The sequence below is a fragment of the Sphingobacterium sp. NPDC055431 genome (assembly GCF_053644255.1).
Genome location: NZ_JBSHLH010000007.1, coordinates 92,663 through 108,125, shown reverse-complemented (window position 1 = coordinate 108,125; position 15,463 = coordinate 92,663). Strand labels below are relative to the sequence as shown.

Sequence of the window (15,463 nt, the reverse complement as noted above, 5' to 3'; positions counted from 1 at the left end):
GGATCCCTGCTATTACCCATAGAATTCCCACGACTTTTTAAGTAAAAATAAACACCAAAATAAATCGCATGAATAAAATGAAACAATTTCGATGGAGCCGGCGGAAGCAGCAGCTGCTTTTTGCCGCCCCACTATTGATCCTTCCTGTCGCCGCTATGGGATTTTGGAGTATAGGAAACCTTGGGCAACATAAAAAGGAGTCCTTAGACAGCTTAAAAAATGGGGCCTTGTTGGATATTCCACAGGCACAAGTTTCCAGTAAAGGAGAAGCGGACAAAATGGATCTTTATGCAAATAGCGTATTCCTTGAGGATGGTCAACCTATAACATCTGTTCCTCTGAACCAGAATTGGAACCAGCAGACGGGCGACAGCATTCAAGACGGAGCATTCTCGTCAACAGACGATGCTTTTATGAACCTCGAGACAGCAAATGAAGGTTCTCAACAAGCGGCAATGCTGGAAAAAAGCTTGCTTGCGCTTCAGGCCCAGCTGAACCAACAGAGACCTCCCTTGCAGGAAAATCGATACGAAAACATACCAAGGCCCTTAACTTCTCCCATTTCTTCAGATGTCGAAAGGCTTGAGCTATTGATGGAAAAGATGGAAACGGGGAATACGGAAGACCCAGAGCTCGCTCAGCTTTCGAGCATGCTCGAGAAAATCATTACGATTCAGCATCCCGAACGCCTGCAGCAGGAAATGCAGGAAGAAGCCTTGGCACTACAACCTGCTATTTATGGAGTGACTTCTGAACGGGATCTTGTGCCGCGAAGTTTGATGCTGGATACCATTGTTGAAGGTGAAGTAGAGAGATTTTTTGGACTGGGTGATTCGGGGGAAATGCAGCTGCAAAAGGAAAATGCCATTCAGGCTGAAATCTACGGAGAACAAACGGTTGTCAATGGATCCACCATAAGGATAAGCTTGAGAGAGGATGTTCAACTTGCTGGTTCAAAGCTAAGGAAAGGCAGCATGCTATTCGGTGTGGTCGGCCTGCAAGGCGATCGACTTCAGGTCAAGATCAGTGGAATTCGTATGGATCAGTCTTTATTGCCCGTGGAACTAGCGCTCTTTGACTTGGACGGGATTGCGGGCATCTATATTCCGGGATCCATCACCCGCGAAGGTGCCAAGAACGCTTTAGATCAAGGGATACAAGCCATGCGATTCAGTGAATTGAATGAATCGCTGAGTGGGAAGGCGATCGATGTGGGAATCGATGCGGCAAAGGATCTGCTTGCCAGAAAAGCGAAGCTAATCAAGGTGACCATTAAGGATGGTTATCGGGTCTTGCTTAAGCAGAAATAATAAAGAGTCAACAACATTTAATCAATAGATAGATCATGAAAAACATCATTATGTACTTGGCAATCCTTGGGATCTGGTATCCTTGGAATGCCGCGGCTCAGCAGAGGAAGCCGACGAAACTCGCCATAAGCCATAACAAAACCACCAATATTGTCTTTCCTTTTTCCATTGTCGGTGTTGATCGCGGAAGTCCGGATATTTTGGTGCAGAAAGCCCAAGGTGTCGCACACATCCTGCAGGTAAAATCTTCCATAGCCGATTTTGACACCACAAACCTCTCGGTTATTACCGGAGATGGACGTCTGCACAGCTTTATATTAAGCTATGCAAAATCACCAAAGGAGCTCGAGTATGTTGTTCCTAAAATCAGTAGCAGACAGATTCCGGGGCCAGATGCCAATGAGGAGCGCTTGGAATCAAATATCAGATTATTAAAACAGCTACCTACCGATAAGCTGATTAAAAGTAGCAAAGCATTCGGTATGGAATGTGCGCTTCAGGGATTATTCGTGCAAGATAACCTGTTTTATTTCGTATTCCAGATCAGCAATAAATCGGCTATCGATTATGACATGGAAAACCTGAGGTTCTTTGTCCGGGATAATAAACAGGTCAAAAGGACAGCATCCCAAGAACTTGAAATCAGCCCGATCCCTACACCTAAAAACAACGTATCCGTGGCAGGTTCTGCAAAACAAAAAATCGTCTATGTGCTCCCCAAATTTACGCTGGCCGATCAAAAACACCTGCTGATAGAAATCAAGGAGAAAGAGGGCGGAAGAAATTTTGAAATACGGCTGAAAAACAAAGACTTGATGAAAGCGAAATGGATAAACGATTAAATATACCAATCATGAACAGCAAAAATTTTGAATACCTACGTGAACAGGTCAAGTTCACCGGTTTCGGAGAAGGATTAGAAAATGAATTACGTGAAGCGCTGACTCAAGGAAAGCCAGCTTTCACATTAGACTTTCATGCCCAATACCAAGAGGATTACCTGCAGGCAAGTCTCAATTTCAGCAAATCCAAGGAAACGGATTTCTATTTTTTCAATTCGTACAAAATGGAACTTCAGAAGCAGGGCGCTAGCCAAGAACTTAGCCAGCAATTCTATATCCATAAGGGAAAGAACATCACGATGAAGGAAGCCTATAACCTGCTCAGTGGCCGTTCGGTCTATAAAGAGTTAACCAACCAAAACGGGGAGGACTATAAAGCTTGGCTGCAATTGGATTTTAGACAGACAGACTCGTTTGGGAATTACAAAATGAATCAATATCACGACAACTACGGATTTGATCTATCCAAAGAATTGGAAGGGATCGGTATTGAATCATTCAAGAACCAGCAATACCGAGATGAATTTCTTGATTCACTGAAAAAGGGAAACCTACAATCTGCGAACATGCTGCGAGGTGAAGAGACAATCAAGATCTTTGTGGAGGCAAATCCGCAATACAAAACCATCAATATCTATGATACCAATAATAAGAAAATTAGCCAATCCATACCTCAACATCAACGAAAGGAACAAGCACAAGAAGAAAAAAAGTCTGCGAAGGTGAAAAAGGGAACAGCAGCTGAGGGAGAATCCTCCGAAAAGCCTTCCAAGCGGAAAGTAAAACAATCCTTAGGATAATATCATGCATTCAGGAAATGAATTGGAGCTGATCAGCAAGTTTATGAACGGAATTGTAAGCGACGGTCGCATCGGTTCGACCCATATTGCGATATATACTGCCATTTGGATATATTGGATGGAATGTGATCGGCCAGCCTACATTCAGGCCTATTGTCGGCAGATCATGCCGATGGCTAAAATTCGGGCATCAAGTACTTATTATGGGTGTTTATCCGACTTGAATGATTTTGGTTACTTGCATTATGAACCCTCATACAACCGAAATAAACCGAGTCGTATAAGCCTATATAAAATAGAGACGGGATTTTGAAATAATGTGAAATTAAAAAATGGTGCTGCCTTGTCGATTATGAAAAGGCAGCATTTTTTATGAGGAGATAGATGATGAATGAACAGGGGAAAGGAACACCAATGAACATGGACCGGAAGGCTCAGTCTGCTGAGGCTTTGGATATAGAACGCCAAAAGATCGTTAAACTATTGGCAGAAATCATCCTTCAGAACGTGCGGAGAAGGTACCTAGAAACTGATTTTGGAGTATGGGGATATAAAAGACCCTCTCGAAGAAAATAAATGTTAAATAATTTTGCTTAAATCGGATTTATTCCGATTTTTATGTAAATATTTAACATGAAAGTCGAAGATGTCTTATTGAAATACCGTGAGCAGGTGCTTACACGCCAAATTCTCCTGAGTTTGCTGAATGACTATCAACGTCCCAATGACAAGATCAGCGAAATGATCAAACAGGGGAAATTGATTCCATTAAAGAATGGCCTTTATATTCCGGGACCGAATTTGCGTATGGATCCACCTAGTCATAAATTAATTGCCAACCATCTTTGGGGGCCAAGTTATGTATCTTTGGATTCTGCACTTTCATATTGGGGGATGATTCCAGAAAAGGTTTTTGAGGTGTTATCCTGTACCACTAAATTGGCCAAGTATTATCAAACGCCTATCGGCCGTTTTCGGTATTACCATGTTGAAGAAAGCTACTACTCTTTGGGAATTAAAAGCATCAAGGTAACGGAAAGGCAGAGCGTACTGATGGCGAGCCCCGAAAAAGCACTCTTTGACCGGATCATCCTCACTTCGGGCATTTTATTGAGAAGTAAATTACAAACTGAATCATTTTTATTTGAAGATCTACGAATGGATGCAGATCAACTTTCCTTGTTGGACGTGCAAATGATGGAGGAATGGTTGAAGTTATCACCTAAAAAGAAAAGCCTTGAATGGTTAATTAGGGTCATTAAAAACAATTGATTATGATGATAAAAGAATGGCTGGCATCCTATGGACCAAAGAATCAAGAACAGGCATTCTCTGCCCTTCGCGAGATTATGCAAGAAGTAGCCTTGGCTGGTCTTCAACGATCTGGATTTTTTGAGAAAGCGGCATTTTATGGAGGTACTGCCTTGCGTATATTTTACGGACTGGATCGATTTTCAGAAGACTTGGATTTTTCATTGCTATCGAGTGATCCTGAGTTTTCGTTAGAACCCTATTTTAAAGGGCTGGTGGAGGAGTTTGCTCATGTTGGGTTGCAAGTTAGTATCAAAGAAAAGAAAAAGACTAAAGGAACTTCGATCGATTCTGCCTTCTTAAAACCGGAAACAGTCTGGAGAGAACTGATCCTAGAAGGAATGGTGCTAGAGGCGGGCTTGGGTGCAATGGTTGGTCTCAAGATTAAATTGGAGGTGGATAGACAACCACCACTGCGTTTTGAAACCGAGGAGAAGCTTCTGCTCAAACCTTACTCTTTTTATGTCAAATGCTTTACCAAATCCAATCTATTTGCAGGAAAAATGCATGCTTTACTATTTCGTAAATGGCAAAATAGGGTGAAGGGTAGGGATTGGTATGACTTAGAGTGGTACATCAGAAAAGGAGTACCATTGAATCTGGATCATTTCCTAGCCAGAGCGCAAGATACAGGCGACTGGACGAATTCAACCATCGAGAAAGAAGAATTACTGGATCTTTTGAAGAAACGTATTGACTCTGTATCCTTGGAGGCGGTGAAGGAGGATATTGTCAAGTTTATTCCAGATAACCAAAAACTTGAAATCTGGTCAAAAAAGTATTTTTTGGAACTGATCGAACAACTTAAGTTTGAATAAGCTCCATACCCGATAAGAAATGTCAATAATTTCATATATAATCGGAATTTTTCCGATTTAATGTTGTTTATTTAACAAATCTATCCTGTTAAAATTATGAAAAAAGGGATTCGATATTTAAGGTTCAGTAATTATGACCAAAGCCGTCACAGCATCGAACGACAAGATTTTATTACCTCGCAATGGACAACTAGTGCAGATGTTGAAATAATCGATACTTTCCGGGACGAGGGTTATAGTGCCAAGACATTCGATCGACCGGATGTAAAAGCTCTATTTTCATTTATCAAAAAGAACCATCGGGAAATTGATTACCTGATTGTTTCTGAACTGACACGCTTTAGCCGGATTACGGGAGATGCGATCAACATGGTCATGAAAATCCAAAAGGAATACGGCATAAAAATCGTCAGTGCAGGCCGGGGCATGGTCTACGATGTTACCGATCACAGTTCTTACTTTATGATGGGACTGGAATTTCTATTGGGTGATTCGGAAAACATCAAGCGGCAGAACGATATCAATTGGGGAATCTATTCTGCTAAGGCTATCAAAGGGAAATACATTCATGGTGGTGCAGCGCCTTACGGTTATGTAAAGGTGAGAAGTGAACGCGAAATGAAGTTGGTGATCGAGGAGGAGGAAGCGCAAATAATCCGGAACATCTATGATTTATTTTTAAAGGATGTCCCCATCTATAAGATTCAGGAAATTGCCATATCTCAGGGTTTCTCGCATACAGGCAATTCTAGCATCCATCGTATTTTAAAGAATCCGCTGTACAGTGGTTTCCAAAAAGTAAAAGCATGGAAAAACAATCCTGGTGGAATGTTTCCGGTAAAAAATGCAGAACCTATTATCGATCAATATTCTTGGAACCGAGCTCAAGAGAAATTCCGGAAAGAAGAACGGACAGTTGTTACTTTGCATGAGGATATCCCACTTCGAGGGTTGTTACAATGTCATTGTGGACGTTATATGACTGGTGCCGCCTCCCGTGGAAAGACAGGACAATATTATTACTACTATCGGTGCCGACTGACCTCGAAGCATAACAATATCAGTGCTATCAAGGCACACGAAAAACTCATCGATATTCTGAAATTAATTAGTCTGCCAGAGGATCTCATTCAAGATGTTCGCACACTGGCCACGGAACTCTTAAACCACCAAGTTAAAGAAGAAAATCAGCGCAAGGAAATTAGAAACAAGGAGCTTGCGGCAGCTGAAAAATCCTTGCGATCGGTCGAGGAGAAATGGATCAATAATAGTATTAATCAGGAGACCTATTCCAGATGGCATAGCGATCTAACGCAAAAAATACAATCGCTAAAACTGAATAAATTTGATCTTGGAAAAGATAAAGAAAGGCTGAAAAAGATACTGAATTCGGAGTTGAATAAGCTCTCGGATCTATCGAAACTTTATGAATCATCCAATGTCATAGATAAGCGTACGCTACTTTCAAGGGTGTTCAATTTGGGGCTCATCATAGATAATGGGAGCTATCGAACTCTCGAAATCAATCCTTTGTTCAATCGTAACTTGCAGAAAATGAGTGAGTTAAACTTGTTAAAAGTGACAAAAAAAGGGATTGAAATGTCTTCAATCCCCTCGGGTGGAGCCGGAGGGATTCGAACCCTCGTCCAAACATAGTATGATTTACGCTTTCTACATGCTTAGCTTCTCTTTGATTGTCGGGAGAGGGAAGGTGAGTCGCTTACCTATACCGTACTCCGTAGTTGCTGTTTCTCGTCCTTACTTAGCAACGTCGCAAGGACCAGTCCTACGATTCGGTGCCTCGGATGTCAAGCGGTAGAACAAAGCTTGACGAGACAAAAGCTAAATCTTAATTCTAAATTAAGCAGCTAAGGCGTAGTTTTCTTCGCCATTTGAAAAGTTGAAAGTTCAGATTAAAGTGCTAGACTAACAATGCACTGCATGCTTACATAACCATCGCTATCCTGTCAATTCCGGTCGACCCCGTTATGTATGGGCAACAAATGTAATCAATTTATATGACTTCAAAAACCCAATTAAGTTTAAATGGATAGGATTTTATAAACATATTTGCTATATTACTGTTTTAAAAGATGATAAGTTAAAATATTGTCCTGATTGAATTAATATTCGTCCACTTTATGGATATTGTTCCTAACAATAACGCTTTTTTAGCAGCAATATAGAAACTCAATTCAACTCAAATTGCACAAAACAGTAAGCAAAATAAGCTTCAATGAATAAATGACAGGGTTTTGATCATCAAGACCTGTAAGAAACAAAATACTGAACTATACAAAAACTATAAACAATGGCTGAGGAAAACAACGCGAAAACAACAGCTACGGAAACTGCAGAAAACAACAGTCCCGTTAAACCTGTAAGAGCCACTACTAGAAAAGCTCCTGCAAAGACAACTCCAGCAAATAAACCAGCTGCGAAAACTCCAACCCCGAAACCTAACCCGACTACTGGAAATTCAGGTGGCGAAGGTGCAGGAACCCGTGCTCGTAAAACTTCTATTCCAAATGTTAAAGTTAGTCCTGTGATTGCTGATACTTCAGCAAAAACTGCCAACAAGAAAACAGCAACAGCTAAAGCTACCCCTGCAAAACCTGCTGCAGCAAAACCAGCAGCAAAATCATCGACTCCTGCAGCTAAAACAGCAAGTCCTGCTAAACCAGCGGCTGCAAGTACTGCAAAAGCTCCGGTAGCAAAATCTACTGCTGCCAAGCCAGAAGCTAAACCTGCTGCAAAGGTAGAACCTAAGGCAGCCGTTCCTACAAAAACGGAAGAGGTGAAAATTGAAAAAGAAGCTTCTTACAAAGAGGAAGTTCCTAACAATAAAACCGTTAAGGAAAACCCGGAGAAAAAACCAAAGGATAAAAAAGCTGACAAGAAACCTGTAAAAGCAAAAGATGAAAAGAAAGCTAAAGACAGCAAAAAGAAGAAAGAGGAAGCTAAGTTAAAAGAGGAGAAGCCAAAGGCGAAAAAAGCTCCTAAGAAAAAAGCGAAAAAAGATTCTGCTAAGGCAAAGGATGAAAAATCTTCTAAAAAAGCGAAAAAGAACGAGGGTAAAACCTTAAAGAAACTTAAAACTGCATTCGCTGAAATTTACCATAAGATTGTTGGTGAAGACAAAGGTAAAAAGAAGAAGAAAAAGAAATAATTGAGGAATCAATCGAAATTGAAAAGGGATGTCCACTTGGATATCCCTTTTTCTGTTTCTTTATTTTTTGCGTATGCTCACAGCATTCTTATGGGCATGTAAGCCTTCCAGTTCCGCCAAAATTTCAACGGTAGAACCGATATGTTGTAATCCTTCCTCAGAAATATGTTGGAAGGTAATCTTCTTGACAAAAGAATCTACAGACACACCTGAGTACGACCTAGCAAAGCCTGAGGTCGGTAGGGTGTGATTCGTTCCGGAAGCATAATCGCCAGCACTCTCAGGGGTTAAATGACCCAAGAATACCGATCCTGCATTCAGCACTTTATTGATCAAGCTTTTCCACTCATTGGTCTCCAAGATCAAGTGCTCCGGAGCGTACAGGTTTGAGAATTCCATGGCTTCTTGAAGAGTATCTGCAATTACCATGTAAGAATTTTGCATCGCTTTCTCCGCCAATTCTTTTCTTGGAAGAACTTCCAATTGTTTCTTCAGTTCTTCCTGCACGGCATCGGTTATTGTTTTCGAGGTTGCCACCAATATCGCTTGGCTGTCGATTCCATGTTCTGCCTGTGCCAATAAATCAGCCGCTACAAAAGCCGGATTGCAACTTTCGTCTGCAATGACCAATACTTCCGAAGGTCCGGCAGGCATGTCTATGCTGACATCCGTCAAGCCTTGGATCAGACTTTTTGCCTTGGTCACAAATTGGTTCCCTGGTCCAAAGATCTTGTTGACCTTAGGGATGGTTTCCGTACCATAAGCCATCGCAGCCACGGCCTGTGCTCCACCAACCAAGTAAATCTTATTGATCTGCAACAGTTTCAAACAATAGGCTACGAATCCATTGATCTTGCCATTGTTTTGCGGAGGTGAACATACCACAATTTCCTTGCATCCCGCAATCCTTGCAGGAACTCCCAACATCAATAGGGTACTAGGCAAAACGGCCGATCCACCAGGAATGTACAGACCTACCTTTTCGATGGGTCTTACCTCGCGCCAGCATTTTACACCGGGCATGGTTTCAACCGTGCGCTCGCGTTTCAATTGGGTCTGATGAAATTTATGGATATTCTGGAAGGCTATTTCCAGAGCGCGCATCTGGTCACGGGATATAGTCGATGCCAAGACATCGATATCATCCTGTCCTAAATATAGCTGCTCAAGATCTACCTTATCAAATTTCTTTGCATATGATTTCAGGGCCTGATCGCCATGCCCCTTAACTTCCTCCATGATATTGAGGACCGTATCTTGAATCGCATGGTTCGGATCGGTGTTCCTATTCACCAATTCCTGGATCTGCTCCTTGCTTAAGTCTTTATATAGATAAGTTTCTAGCATTTTACATAATGATTTTTTCGATCGGCATCACCACAATACCTTGTGCGCCTGCCGCTTTTAGTTTATTGATCTTCTCCCAAAAATCATCCTCAGATATTACGGTATGGACAGCTACCCAGCCTTCTTCAGCCAATGGAACCACCGTTGGGCTCTTTACCCCGTGCAAGAGTTCTGTAATTTGCGACAGGTTCTTTTTCTCCACGTTCAATACCACATACTTCGTTTCCTTTGCACGCAATACAGATTGGATTCTTTGTAAAAGTTCACAGATGATTGGATTTTCTTCCAAACCATCTCTGCCGATCAATATCGCTTCAGAATTTCTAACATCCACGAAAGGTTTCAACCCATTGCTTTTTAAAGTTCCACCGGTCGACACAATATCACAGATAGCGTCACTAAGCCCAAGTCCCGGAGCAATCTCAACCGATCCAGAGATCATTTGGATGTCTGCATTGATCTTATATTCGTCCAAAAATTGCTGTAAGATATTAGGGTAGGAGGTTGCGATGGATTTGCCGTTCAGGTCTTCTAGGCGGTCGATGGTTGAGTCTTTTGGAATGGCTAATTTTAAGGTGCATTTCCCAAAACCTAAACGCTGTAGATACTGAACATTGGACAGGGTTTCCTCAATTACATTTTCTCCAACGAGACCGAGGTCAGCAATTCCCTGTTCTACATAGCCTGGGATATCATCATCTCTTAAGAATAATATTTCAAGGGGAAAGTTGGAAACTGTTGTAATTAATGAGCTTTTATAGTTTTCGAAGTCCAATCCACAGTTTTTAAGCAATTGGACCGATTTTTCGTTTAATCTACCTGATTTTTGGATAGCAATTTTGAGATTTTTCAAAATGTAGAGTTTATGTTGAGTGAAAAAATTATTAACAATAAAGAATCTGGGGGTTACTTGCGCTCCACGTAGAAGCCAATACTAATATCTATCGCCACAATGGCGATGATGCATTACGTATTGATGTGTACAAGCGTTCTTCATTTTAATAATGGAACAAAAGTAATGGATATCACCTTTCTATGCAAGGAAATTATTAAAAAAGAATGCAATAGGGTTTTCGGTCTTCGGCTAGCGTTGTGGGGCCTAAAAATTTTAAAGCATGGACCAACTAAACCAACCTGCGAAAATAATCTGGACGAATAAAAATAACTTCGCTAAGAAACCAGGTGTTCTGGCAAAATAGATGATGGAGAAGATGCTAAGGACAATCGCTGAAACGATAAGTAGGATATGGTCGATTTTCCATAGGTTCCCAAATCGCCGTTGCGCCTCTTCAAAACCATTGGAGTTTTCAATTAAATAAATCCATGTGCTAATATAGAGCACATTCAGCAATAAAGAAAAATAAGCTGCAACGGTCTTGATGATATTCCATGTTCTAGCACTCATGATCAAATTTTAGATACTTAAATTTAACCATAAATTAGTGAATAACCTATCAATCCTCTCCAATTAGCACTTGACTGCTTGCCTAATTAACAAAAAAGCGGACACTAGGCCCGCTTTTCTTGGTCAGCTGATAGAATTCCCGCACATTACACCCTCAATTTTCTATCACTGACCCTATTCACATTATTTAAACTATTTCAAAAATAACTAACCCTCACTATATCCATAATGTCTCCTAAAAATCAAACTTCACTCTTGCACGTATTCCCCATTCTGGAGCATCTGGATGATCTAAATAGTTTAATCTCTTTACCACATCTACACGTAATACCTTAAATATATTCGCTACACCGGCACTTGCCTCCATGTAGGGTTTATTTCCAAACGTAAAGGACATCTGCTCACCTGATCCATTGGTCTGCCAATCATAAACCTGATTGTTCATGCTCGGATTGTTGCTGTCACGTAATCCACCATAAACGCCTTTGAAACTAAATACCTCTCTCAACTTCAGTTTTTTCAACAATGGAACCTTATTGAAAATAAAGCCATTCATATAATACTGTACATTCCAGGAAGCATGATGATCGGAAATGAATTCCATAAAGTTCATCAAGTTATAGGATTGCAATTGATATGCATAAGTCTGGTTTGCACGATGGATGTTCAATACTGGGAAAGGAAGGTTATTCCCAGCGATATAAGTTCCATCTACGTTTATATCAGCATAGCCCAATTGCGATAGGTAGAATCTTTTGAAAATACCCGCAGAGAAGTTATGGTAATTGTATTCTCCTCCGAATACTCCTTTCACGCCCGCGGTATAGTTGAAGGTCATGATCGGGTATTTATTGAAAATTGGAGTCCTGTATAATTTCCCTTGATAGAACTCTTCTTTTGGAGCATATCGGAATCCAACATTAAATTCGGTGCTCTGTAAGTTGTTCACGATCTTATGTGAGCCATCTGCCATCGGTAGGGAATAGGAAAGGACACCTGCTGGCGTTTGTTTCCAAGTTCCCAAACCAGCATTCATCGAGAAGTTATTGCTGAACTCTACCTTATAATCTAAACGGTAAACCTCATTGTACAGATAACTCTTGTTCTCACCACGTTTAAAGGATAGCAAAACGTTGTCCTCTTGAACGAATTCCAGATTCTGTCCAGGGATCTTTGTATCATATGAAGCCGAAACCCTTAAATAATGCTGTGGAAATTTATAGATCGACTTATTGTTCAAAGAATAAGTACCTGCAAGGAAGTATTTCCATTTTTGGTCCTCAAATCCATATGCACCATAACCTTCAGCATAGAAACGCTTGCTCAATTGCTCTGTGGTACGGCCACCAACACGTAAACGGAAACCTTCCACTGGGTTGTAGGAATAAAAGGTATTCACAGGGCCAATTTCAACTGGACCCGCTTGTTTATATCCTGACAGTACCAATGCAGAGATATCCATGAACGTACGGAAGGACGGCATGCTCTGCAAGGAATCAATGTTCGTATAGATCGAACGCTCCGATTTCGATAGCGGTTCTGGCCTTAAGGTTGCCCAATAGCTTTCAGATTTTGTTTCCTCCACTTCTTTCTTCTCCTCTGGAATGACCACATATTTATCCGGTACCGCATAAATGCTGTCTGGACGCACATTGCCATTCACATAATCATTGATCAGTACAACGCGTTTTCCTTTGATACCTTTGCCTTTATTGGTAATGGAGAAATCTATCCCTAAACTTGATTTTGTCAAGTAATACTTGTTGTCATTGGTCTTGTTGAAGCCAAGCTCAATATTCAAGTCCCTAACAAAATTTAAGTTGATCTCGTCACTTACGGTCATTTCAGCGCCTTTAACCGCATAATTCCCATCCAAGGTTACATATAGCTTACCTTTAAACAAAAGGTCGTTTTTATTTCTAGGGAAGAAGCTTAACTCTACCAAAGATTCATTTTCGTTCTTTATCGTATCCGTAATATAAAAACGGTAGAAGGTAGGAGCCGAATTGGCGATTGGGCTCAAGAATTGATTGGTCAAGATGGTAATATTGTTATCATAGATCTCCACCTCATCATAAAGACGGTTGAAATATTTACTTAGACCATCATTGTCAATAAATTTAGGGTCAAATTCAGCCTTACGGTCCGCAATGATATATTGCTTTTTGGCATTGGGATCTTTTCTGAAGTAAACTTTAGAAAATTTCTCCTCCATGTAAGCCGGCAATACATAGTTTGCTGCTGTTTGTGAAGTGTCATCCTTCTCAAACAGGAACTGATATTTTTTGAATACCTTTTTGTTCTTGAACTTTTCATCTAGATTGCTCAATCCCAAACTGATCTTTTCGTATTGGTCGTATTCAGCATAAGCCTGACCGGTCAGACGGTTTTGGTCGCGATGTTGAACCACCTTTCTGATCAATTCTACTGCAGGATTGTTTTTGTTAGAGTATTTACCTCTTTTAGGTGCCCTTACTACGATTTCCTCAATAGAGTTGGCAGGGAACAGCATCACACGGATAGTTTGTTCTTTCTCATCAGCAACAGGATATTCCTCTGGATCAAAACCCACAGAACTGATCTTGATTTTTTTATACTCAGCTGGAATGGTCAGCGTATATTCACCATTTTCATTGGAACTTGTCCCAATATCCTTATTGGCACCCATTACTTTAATGGAAGCATAAGGTATGGCCTCATAGTTGTCTGCGTTCATTACCTTCCCTTTGATGGTAATAAAACTCTGTGCGGACAGGCCTTGGAACGAAAAAATCATTCCGATTAGTATGGTCAAGTAAAATAATCTCGTTTTCATGCTATGACTTTTTGACTTTTTACGATTTGTGTTCAAAAAGTATTGCAAATAAAGATAATATTGATGATTTATTAAATAGGCTTATTGACGATTTGACTTTTTCATGATAATTAGTCAGTAATATTTGGTTGTTTTGACAAATTGTTTACAGGAAGATTTTAAAGCGATTTAAATCTGTGGGAAGTCAATTTGGAATTGTAACAGTTGAGTGATTTTTTCGGACCTGGCTTTGACCTTATTCGAGACACATTCGGAAAATTCGGAATGTGTCTCGAATGAAACTAAGTTCGAAATCGGAAAAAGTGTATCTATTTTAATGATGCAATTTGATGGAGTAGGGCAAAGGCAGGATTTGAATCTTCAAATGAACTCGTAGGCTTAAGTGATTGAACGAATTTAATAAAAAAAGCGGATGCCAAGGCATCCGCTCTTCGTAAAATTTTATCGTTGATGTCTAATCGTAGAATTCTTGATCAAAGCTCTTTCCTTTGTTTTTGTCAGCGTTTGTACTATCAGGAGTAGAATTTCCCTTTTCAGGGTTTTCCTTTGACTTTTTGGTCTTCTTTTGACCAAACTCAGCGACTTCCACAATCCTTGGGATACTACTTTTGGGTGCCATATGGCGTAGTTTGCGGATTTTACGTCTGCGTTTGTAGTTTTTAATGATTGAGCTGTCGCGGTATAGGTTCCAGTTCATGAGTAACACACTGAACAGGACTACTGCAAGACCTATGATCTGCATCCTGCTAACCACATGGTCCGTAAAGAAATGGACCAATATCAGTGCTACGATCGGGTTCACGTAAGCGTAGGTGCTGACTTCGGTAGCTGGACGATATTGCAATAGGAAAATATAACAGCTGAAGGCCAAAATAGATCCCAACAAAGCTAGGTAAACCATGGCTCCCCAGTATTCTAATGGAACGGAATTAAATTCAAAACTTTTATATTCCCCATTCAAAAGTGCAACAGTCGTAAAAGCTATACCAGCAACTACCATCTGCCATGCTGTTTTGACCATGACATTGAGGTCTTCCTCAGTTTCTTTTACAACATTCGGTTCAGCACTCTTTTTGTTCTCTGATTTCTTGTTGTATTTGGAAATTAGTGAACCTACCGTCCATCCAATGGTTCCTACAGTCATGACGATCATGGCAGTAAGTTTTTTGTCATTGTCTCCGTCATTTGCAGAAGCTCCAAAGATTTGCTCTGCAAACAACATGACTACACCGAGGAAACCAAGGATCAATCCCAATAATGTCGGAATGCTGGAAAAGTTTTCTTTCCATTTAGGTTTATCCAAAATAATAAACCATATGGCTGTAGCAGCAGAAAGAATGGATACAATGGCGCTGGAAATGTATTGTTCCGACCAGATGATGGCCGCCATATCGACAAATAGTAAAAGGAAACCGACTAATGCAGCGTCTTTTACAGCACTCTTAATGTAAATCTTATATCCCTTTACCCAACAGTAAAACATCAGCAGTGAACCCGCGATGATAAACCTGATCGAGCCCAAAACAAAAGGAGGGAAAGCGTGCAAGGCTTTCTCAATAAAGAAAAAGGTAGATCCCCAAACGATGTACACCACCAAGTAGGCAAAGATGATTATGCTGCCTGATGGATTTGATGATTTTACCATG

13 protein-coding genes and 1 other RNA gene are annotated in these 15,463 nt (G+C 40.6%); 8 read left to right on the top strand and 6 right to left on the bottom strand.

The genetic code is table 11. The annotated features are described in order from the left end of the window. The first annotated feature begins 77 nt into the window (after nucleotides 1-77). From traM to ACWIB3_RS08715, 7 genes are all read left to right on the top strand, one after another. Nucleotides 78-1,310 (top strand): conjugative transposon protein TraM, encoded by a 1,233-nt coding sequence (gene traM / locus ACWIB3_RS08745; protein ID WP_313258236.1) that lies wholly within the window; start codon nucleotides 78-80, stop codon nucleotides 1,308-1,310. A gap of 35 nt (nucleotides 1,311-1,345) precedes the next feature. After that, entirely contained in the window at nucleotides 1,346-2,152 is an 807-nt protein-coding gene (traN, locus tag ACWIB3_RS08740) for a conjugative transposon protein TraN (RefSeq protein ID WP_313258235.1), read from the top strand. Nucleotides 2,153-2,163: 11 nt separating this feature from the next. Continuing rightward, a complete protein-coding gene (locus ACWIB3_RS08735) occupies nucleotides 2,164-2,952 on the top strand; it encodes a hypothetical protein (protein WP_313258233.1) in 789 nt (262 codons plus the stop codon). A gap of 384 nt (nucleotides 2,953-3,336) precedes the next feature. After that, complete coding sequence (locus tag ACWIB3_RS08730) at nucleotides 3,337-3,528, top strand: hypothetical protein (protein ID WP_313258231.1); 192 nt, start codon at nucleotides 3,337-3,339, stop codon at nucleotides 3,526-3,528. 57 nt (nucleotides 3,529-3,585) lie between these two features. Continuing rightward, nucleotides 3,586-4,224 (top strand): type IV toxin-antitoxin system AbiEi family antitoxin domain-containing protein, encoded by a 639-nt coding sequence (locus ACWIB3_RS08725; RefSeq protein ID WP_313258228.1) that lies wholly within the window; start codon nucleotides 3,586-3,588, stop codon nucleotides 4,222-4,224. 2 nt (nucleotides 4,225-4,226) lie between these two features. Beyond that, the gene (locus tag ACWIB3_RS08720; RefSeq protein ID WP_313258226.1) at nucleotides 4,227-5,081 is read left to right on the top strand and encodes a nucleotidyl transferase AbiEii/AbiGii toxin family protein; all 855 of its coding nucleotides are present in this window, start codon (nucleotides 4,227-4,229) and stop codon (nucleotides 5,079-5,081) included. Between the two features lie 96 nt (nucleotides 5,082-5,177). Further along, nucleotides 5,178-6,737 carry a recombinase family protein gene (locus ACWIB3_RS08715; RefSeq protein ID WP_313258224.1) on the top strand — a complete coding sequence of 520 codons (1,560 nt, stop codon included), beginning with the start codon at nucleotides 5,178-5,180 and terminating at the stop codon, nucleotides 6,735-6,737. Here ACWIB3_RS08715 and ssrA read toward each other — a convergent pair. Continuing rightward, nucleotides 6,698-7,066, bottom strand: a transfer-messenger RNA (tmRNA) gene (gene ssrA / locus ACWIB3_RS08710). The two genes, ACWIB3_RS08715 and ssrA, sit on opposite strands and share 40 nt — an antisense overlap. A gap of 326 nt (nucleotides 7,067-7,392) precedes the next feature. On the opposite strand from ssrA, the gene ACWIB3_RS08705 reads away from it, so the two are divergent. Continuing rightward, complete coding sequence (locus ACWIB3_RS08705) at nucleotides 7,393-8,250, top strand: hypothetical protein (protein ID WP_454291383.1); 858 nt, start codon at nucleotides 7,393-7,395, stop codon at nucleotides 8,248-8,250. A 60-nt stretch (nucleotides 8,251-8,310) separates the two neighbouring features. On the opposite strand, the gene hisD is transcribed toward ACWIB3_RS08705, so the two are convergent. The 5 genes from hisD to ACWIB3_RS08680 all read right to left on the bottom strand — a co-directional run bounded on the left by hisD (nucleotide 8,311) and on the right by ACWIB3_RS08680 (nucleotide 15,462). After that, entirely contained in the window at nucleotides 8,311-9,597 is a 1,287-nt protein-coding gene (hisD, locus tag ACWIB3_RS08700) for a histidinol dehydrogenase (protein WP_454291382.1), read from the bottom strand. A 1-nt stretch (nucleotide 9,598) separates the two neighbouring features. After that, the gene (hisG, locus tag ACWIB3_RS08695; protein ID WP_185211844.1) at nucleotides 9,599-10,450 is read right to left on the bottom strand and encodes an ATP phosphoribosyltransferase; all 852 of its coding nucleotides are present in this window, start codon (nucleotides 10,448-10,450) and stop codon (nucleotides 9,599-9,601) included. Between the two features lie 255 nt (nucleotides 10,451-10,705). Continuing rightward, complete coding sequence (locus tag ACWIB3_RS08690; protein WP_454291381.1) at nucleotides 10,706-11,002, bottom strand: hypothetical protein; 297 nt, start codon at nucleotides 11,000-11,002, stop codon at nucleotides 10,706-10,708. Nucleotides 11,003-11,237: 235 nt separating this feature from the next. Next, entirely contained in the window at nucleotides 11,238-13,817 is a 2,580-nt protein-coding gene (locus tag ACWIB3_RS08685) for a DUF5686 family protein (RefSeq protein ID WP_454291380.1), read from the bottom strand. A 454-nt stretch (nucleotides 13,818-14,271) separates the two neighbouring features. Next, nucleotides 14,272-15,462: an EamA family transporter gene (locus ACWIB3_RS08680; protein ID WP_454291379.1), complete on the bottom strand. Its 1,191-nt coding sequence runs from the start codon at nucleotides 15,460-15,462 to the stop codon at nucleotides 14,272-14,274. Nucleotide 15,463: the final 1 nt, after the last annotated feature.

Coding starts and splice junctions, on each gene's coding strand:
- traM (WP_313258236.1), top strand. CDS start 78: ATGAAACAATTTCGATGGAGCCGGCGGAAGCAGCAGCTGCTTTTTGCC.
- traN (WP_313258235.1), top strand. CDS start 1,346: ATGAAAAACATCATTATGTACTTGGCAATCCTTGGGATCTGGTATCCT.
- ACWIB3_RS08735 (WP_313258233.1), top strand. CDS start 2,164: ATGAACAGCAAAAATTTTGAATACCTACGTGAACAGGTCAAGTTCACC.
- ACWIB3_RS08730 (WP_313258231.1), top strand. CDS start 3,337: ATGATGAATGAACAGGGGAAAGGAACACCAATGAACATGGACCGGAAG.
- ACWIB3_RS08725 (WP_313258228.1), top strand. CDS start 3,586: ATGAAAGTCGAAGATGTCTTATTGAAATACCGTGAGCAGGTGCTTACA.
- ACWIB3_RS08720 (WP_313258226.1), top strand. CDS start 4,227: ATGATGATAAAAGAATGGCTGGCATCCTATGGACCAAAGAATCAAGAA.
- ACWIB3_RS08715 (WP_313258224.1), top strand. CDS start 5,178: ATGAAAAAAGGGATTCGATATTTAAGGTTCAGTAATTATGACCAAAGC.
- ACWIB3_RS08705 (WP_454291383.1), top strand. CDS start 7,393: ATGGCTGAGGAAAACAACGCGAAAACAACAGCTACGGAAACTGCAGAA.
- hisD (WP_454291382.1), bottom strand. CDS start 9,597: ATGCTAGAAACTTATCTATATAAAGACTTAAGCAAGGAGCAGATCCAG.
- ACWIB3_RS08690 (WP_454291381.1), bottom strand. CDS start 11,002: ATGAGTGCTAGAACATGGAATATCATCAAGACCGTTGCAGCTTATTTT.
- ACWIB3_RS08685 (WP_454291380.1), bottom strand. CDS start 13,817: ATGAAAACGAGATTATTTTACTTGACCATACTAATCGGAATGATTTTT.
- ACWIB3_RS08680 (WP_454291379.1), bottom strand. CDS start 15,462: ATGGTAAAATCATCAAATCCATCAGGCAGCATAATCATCTTTGCCTAC.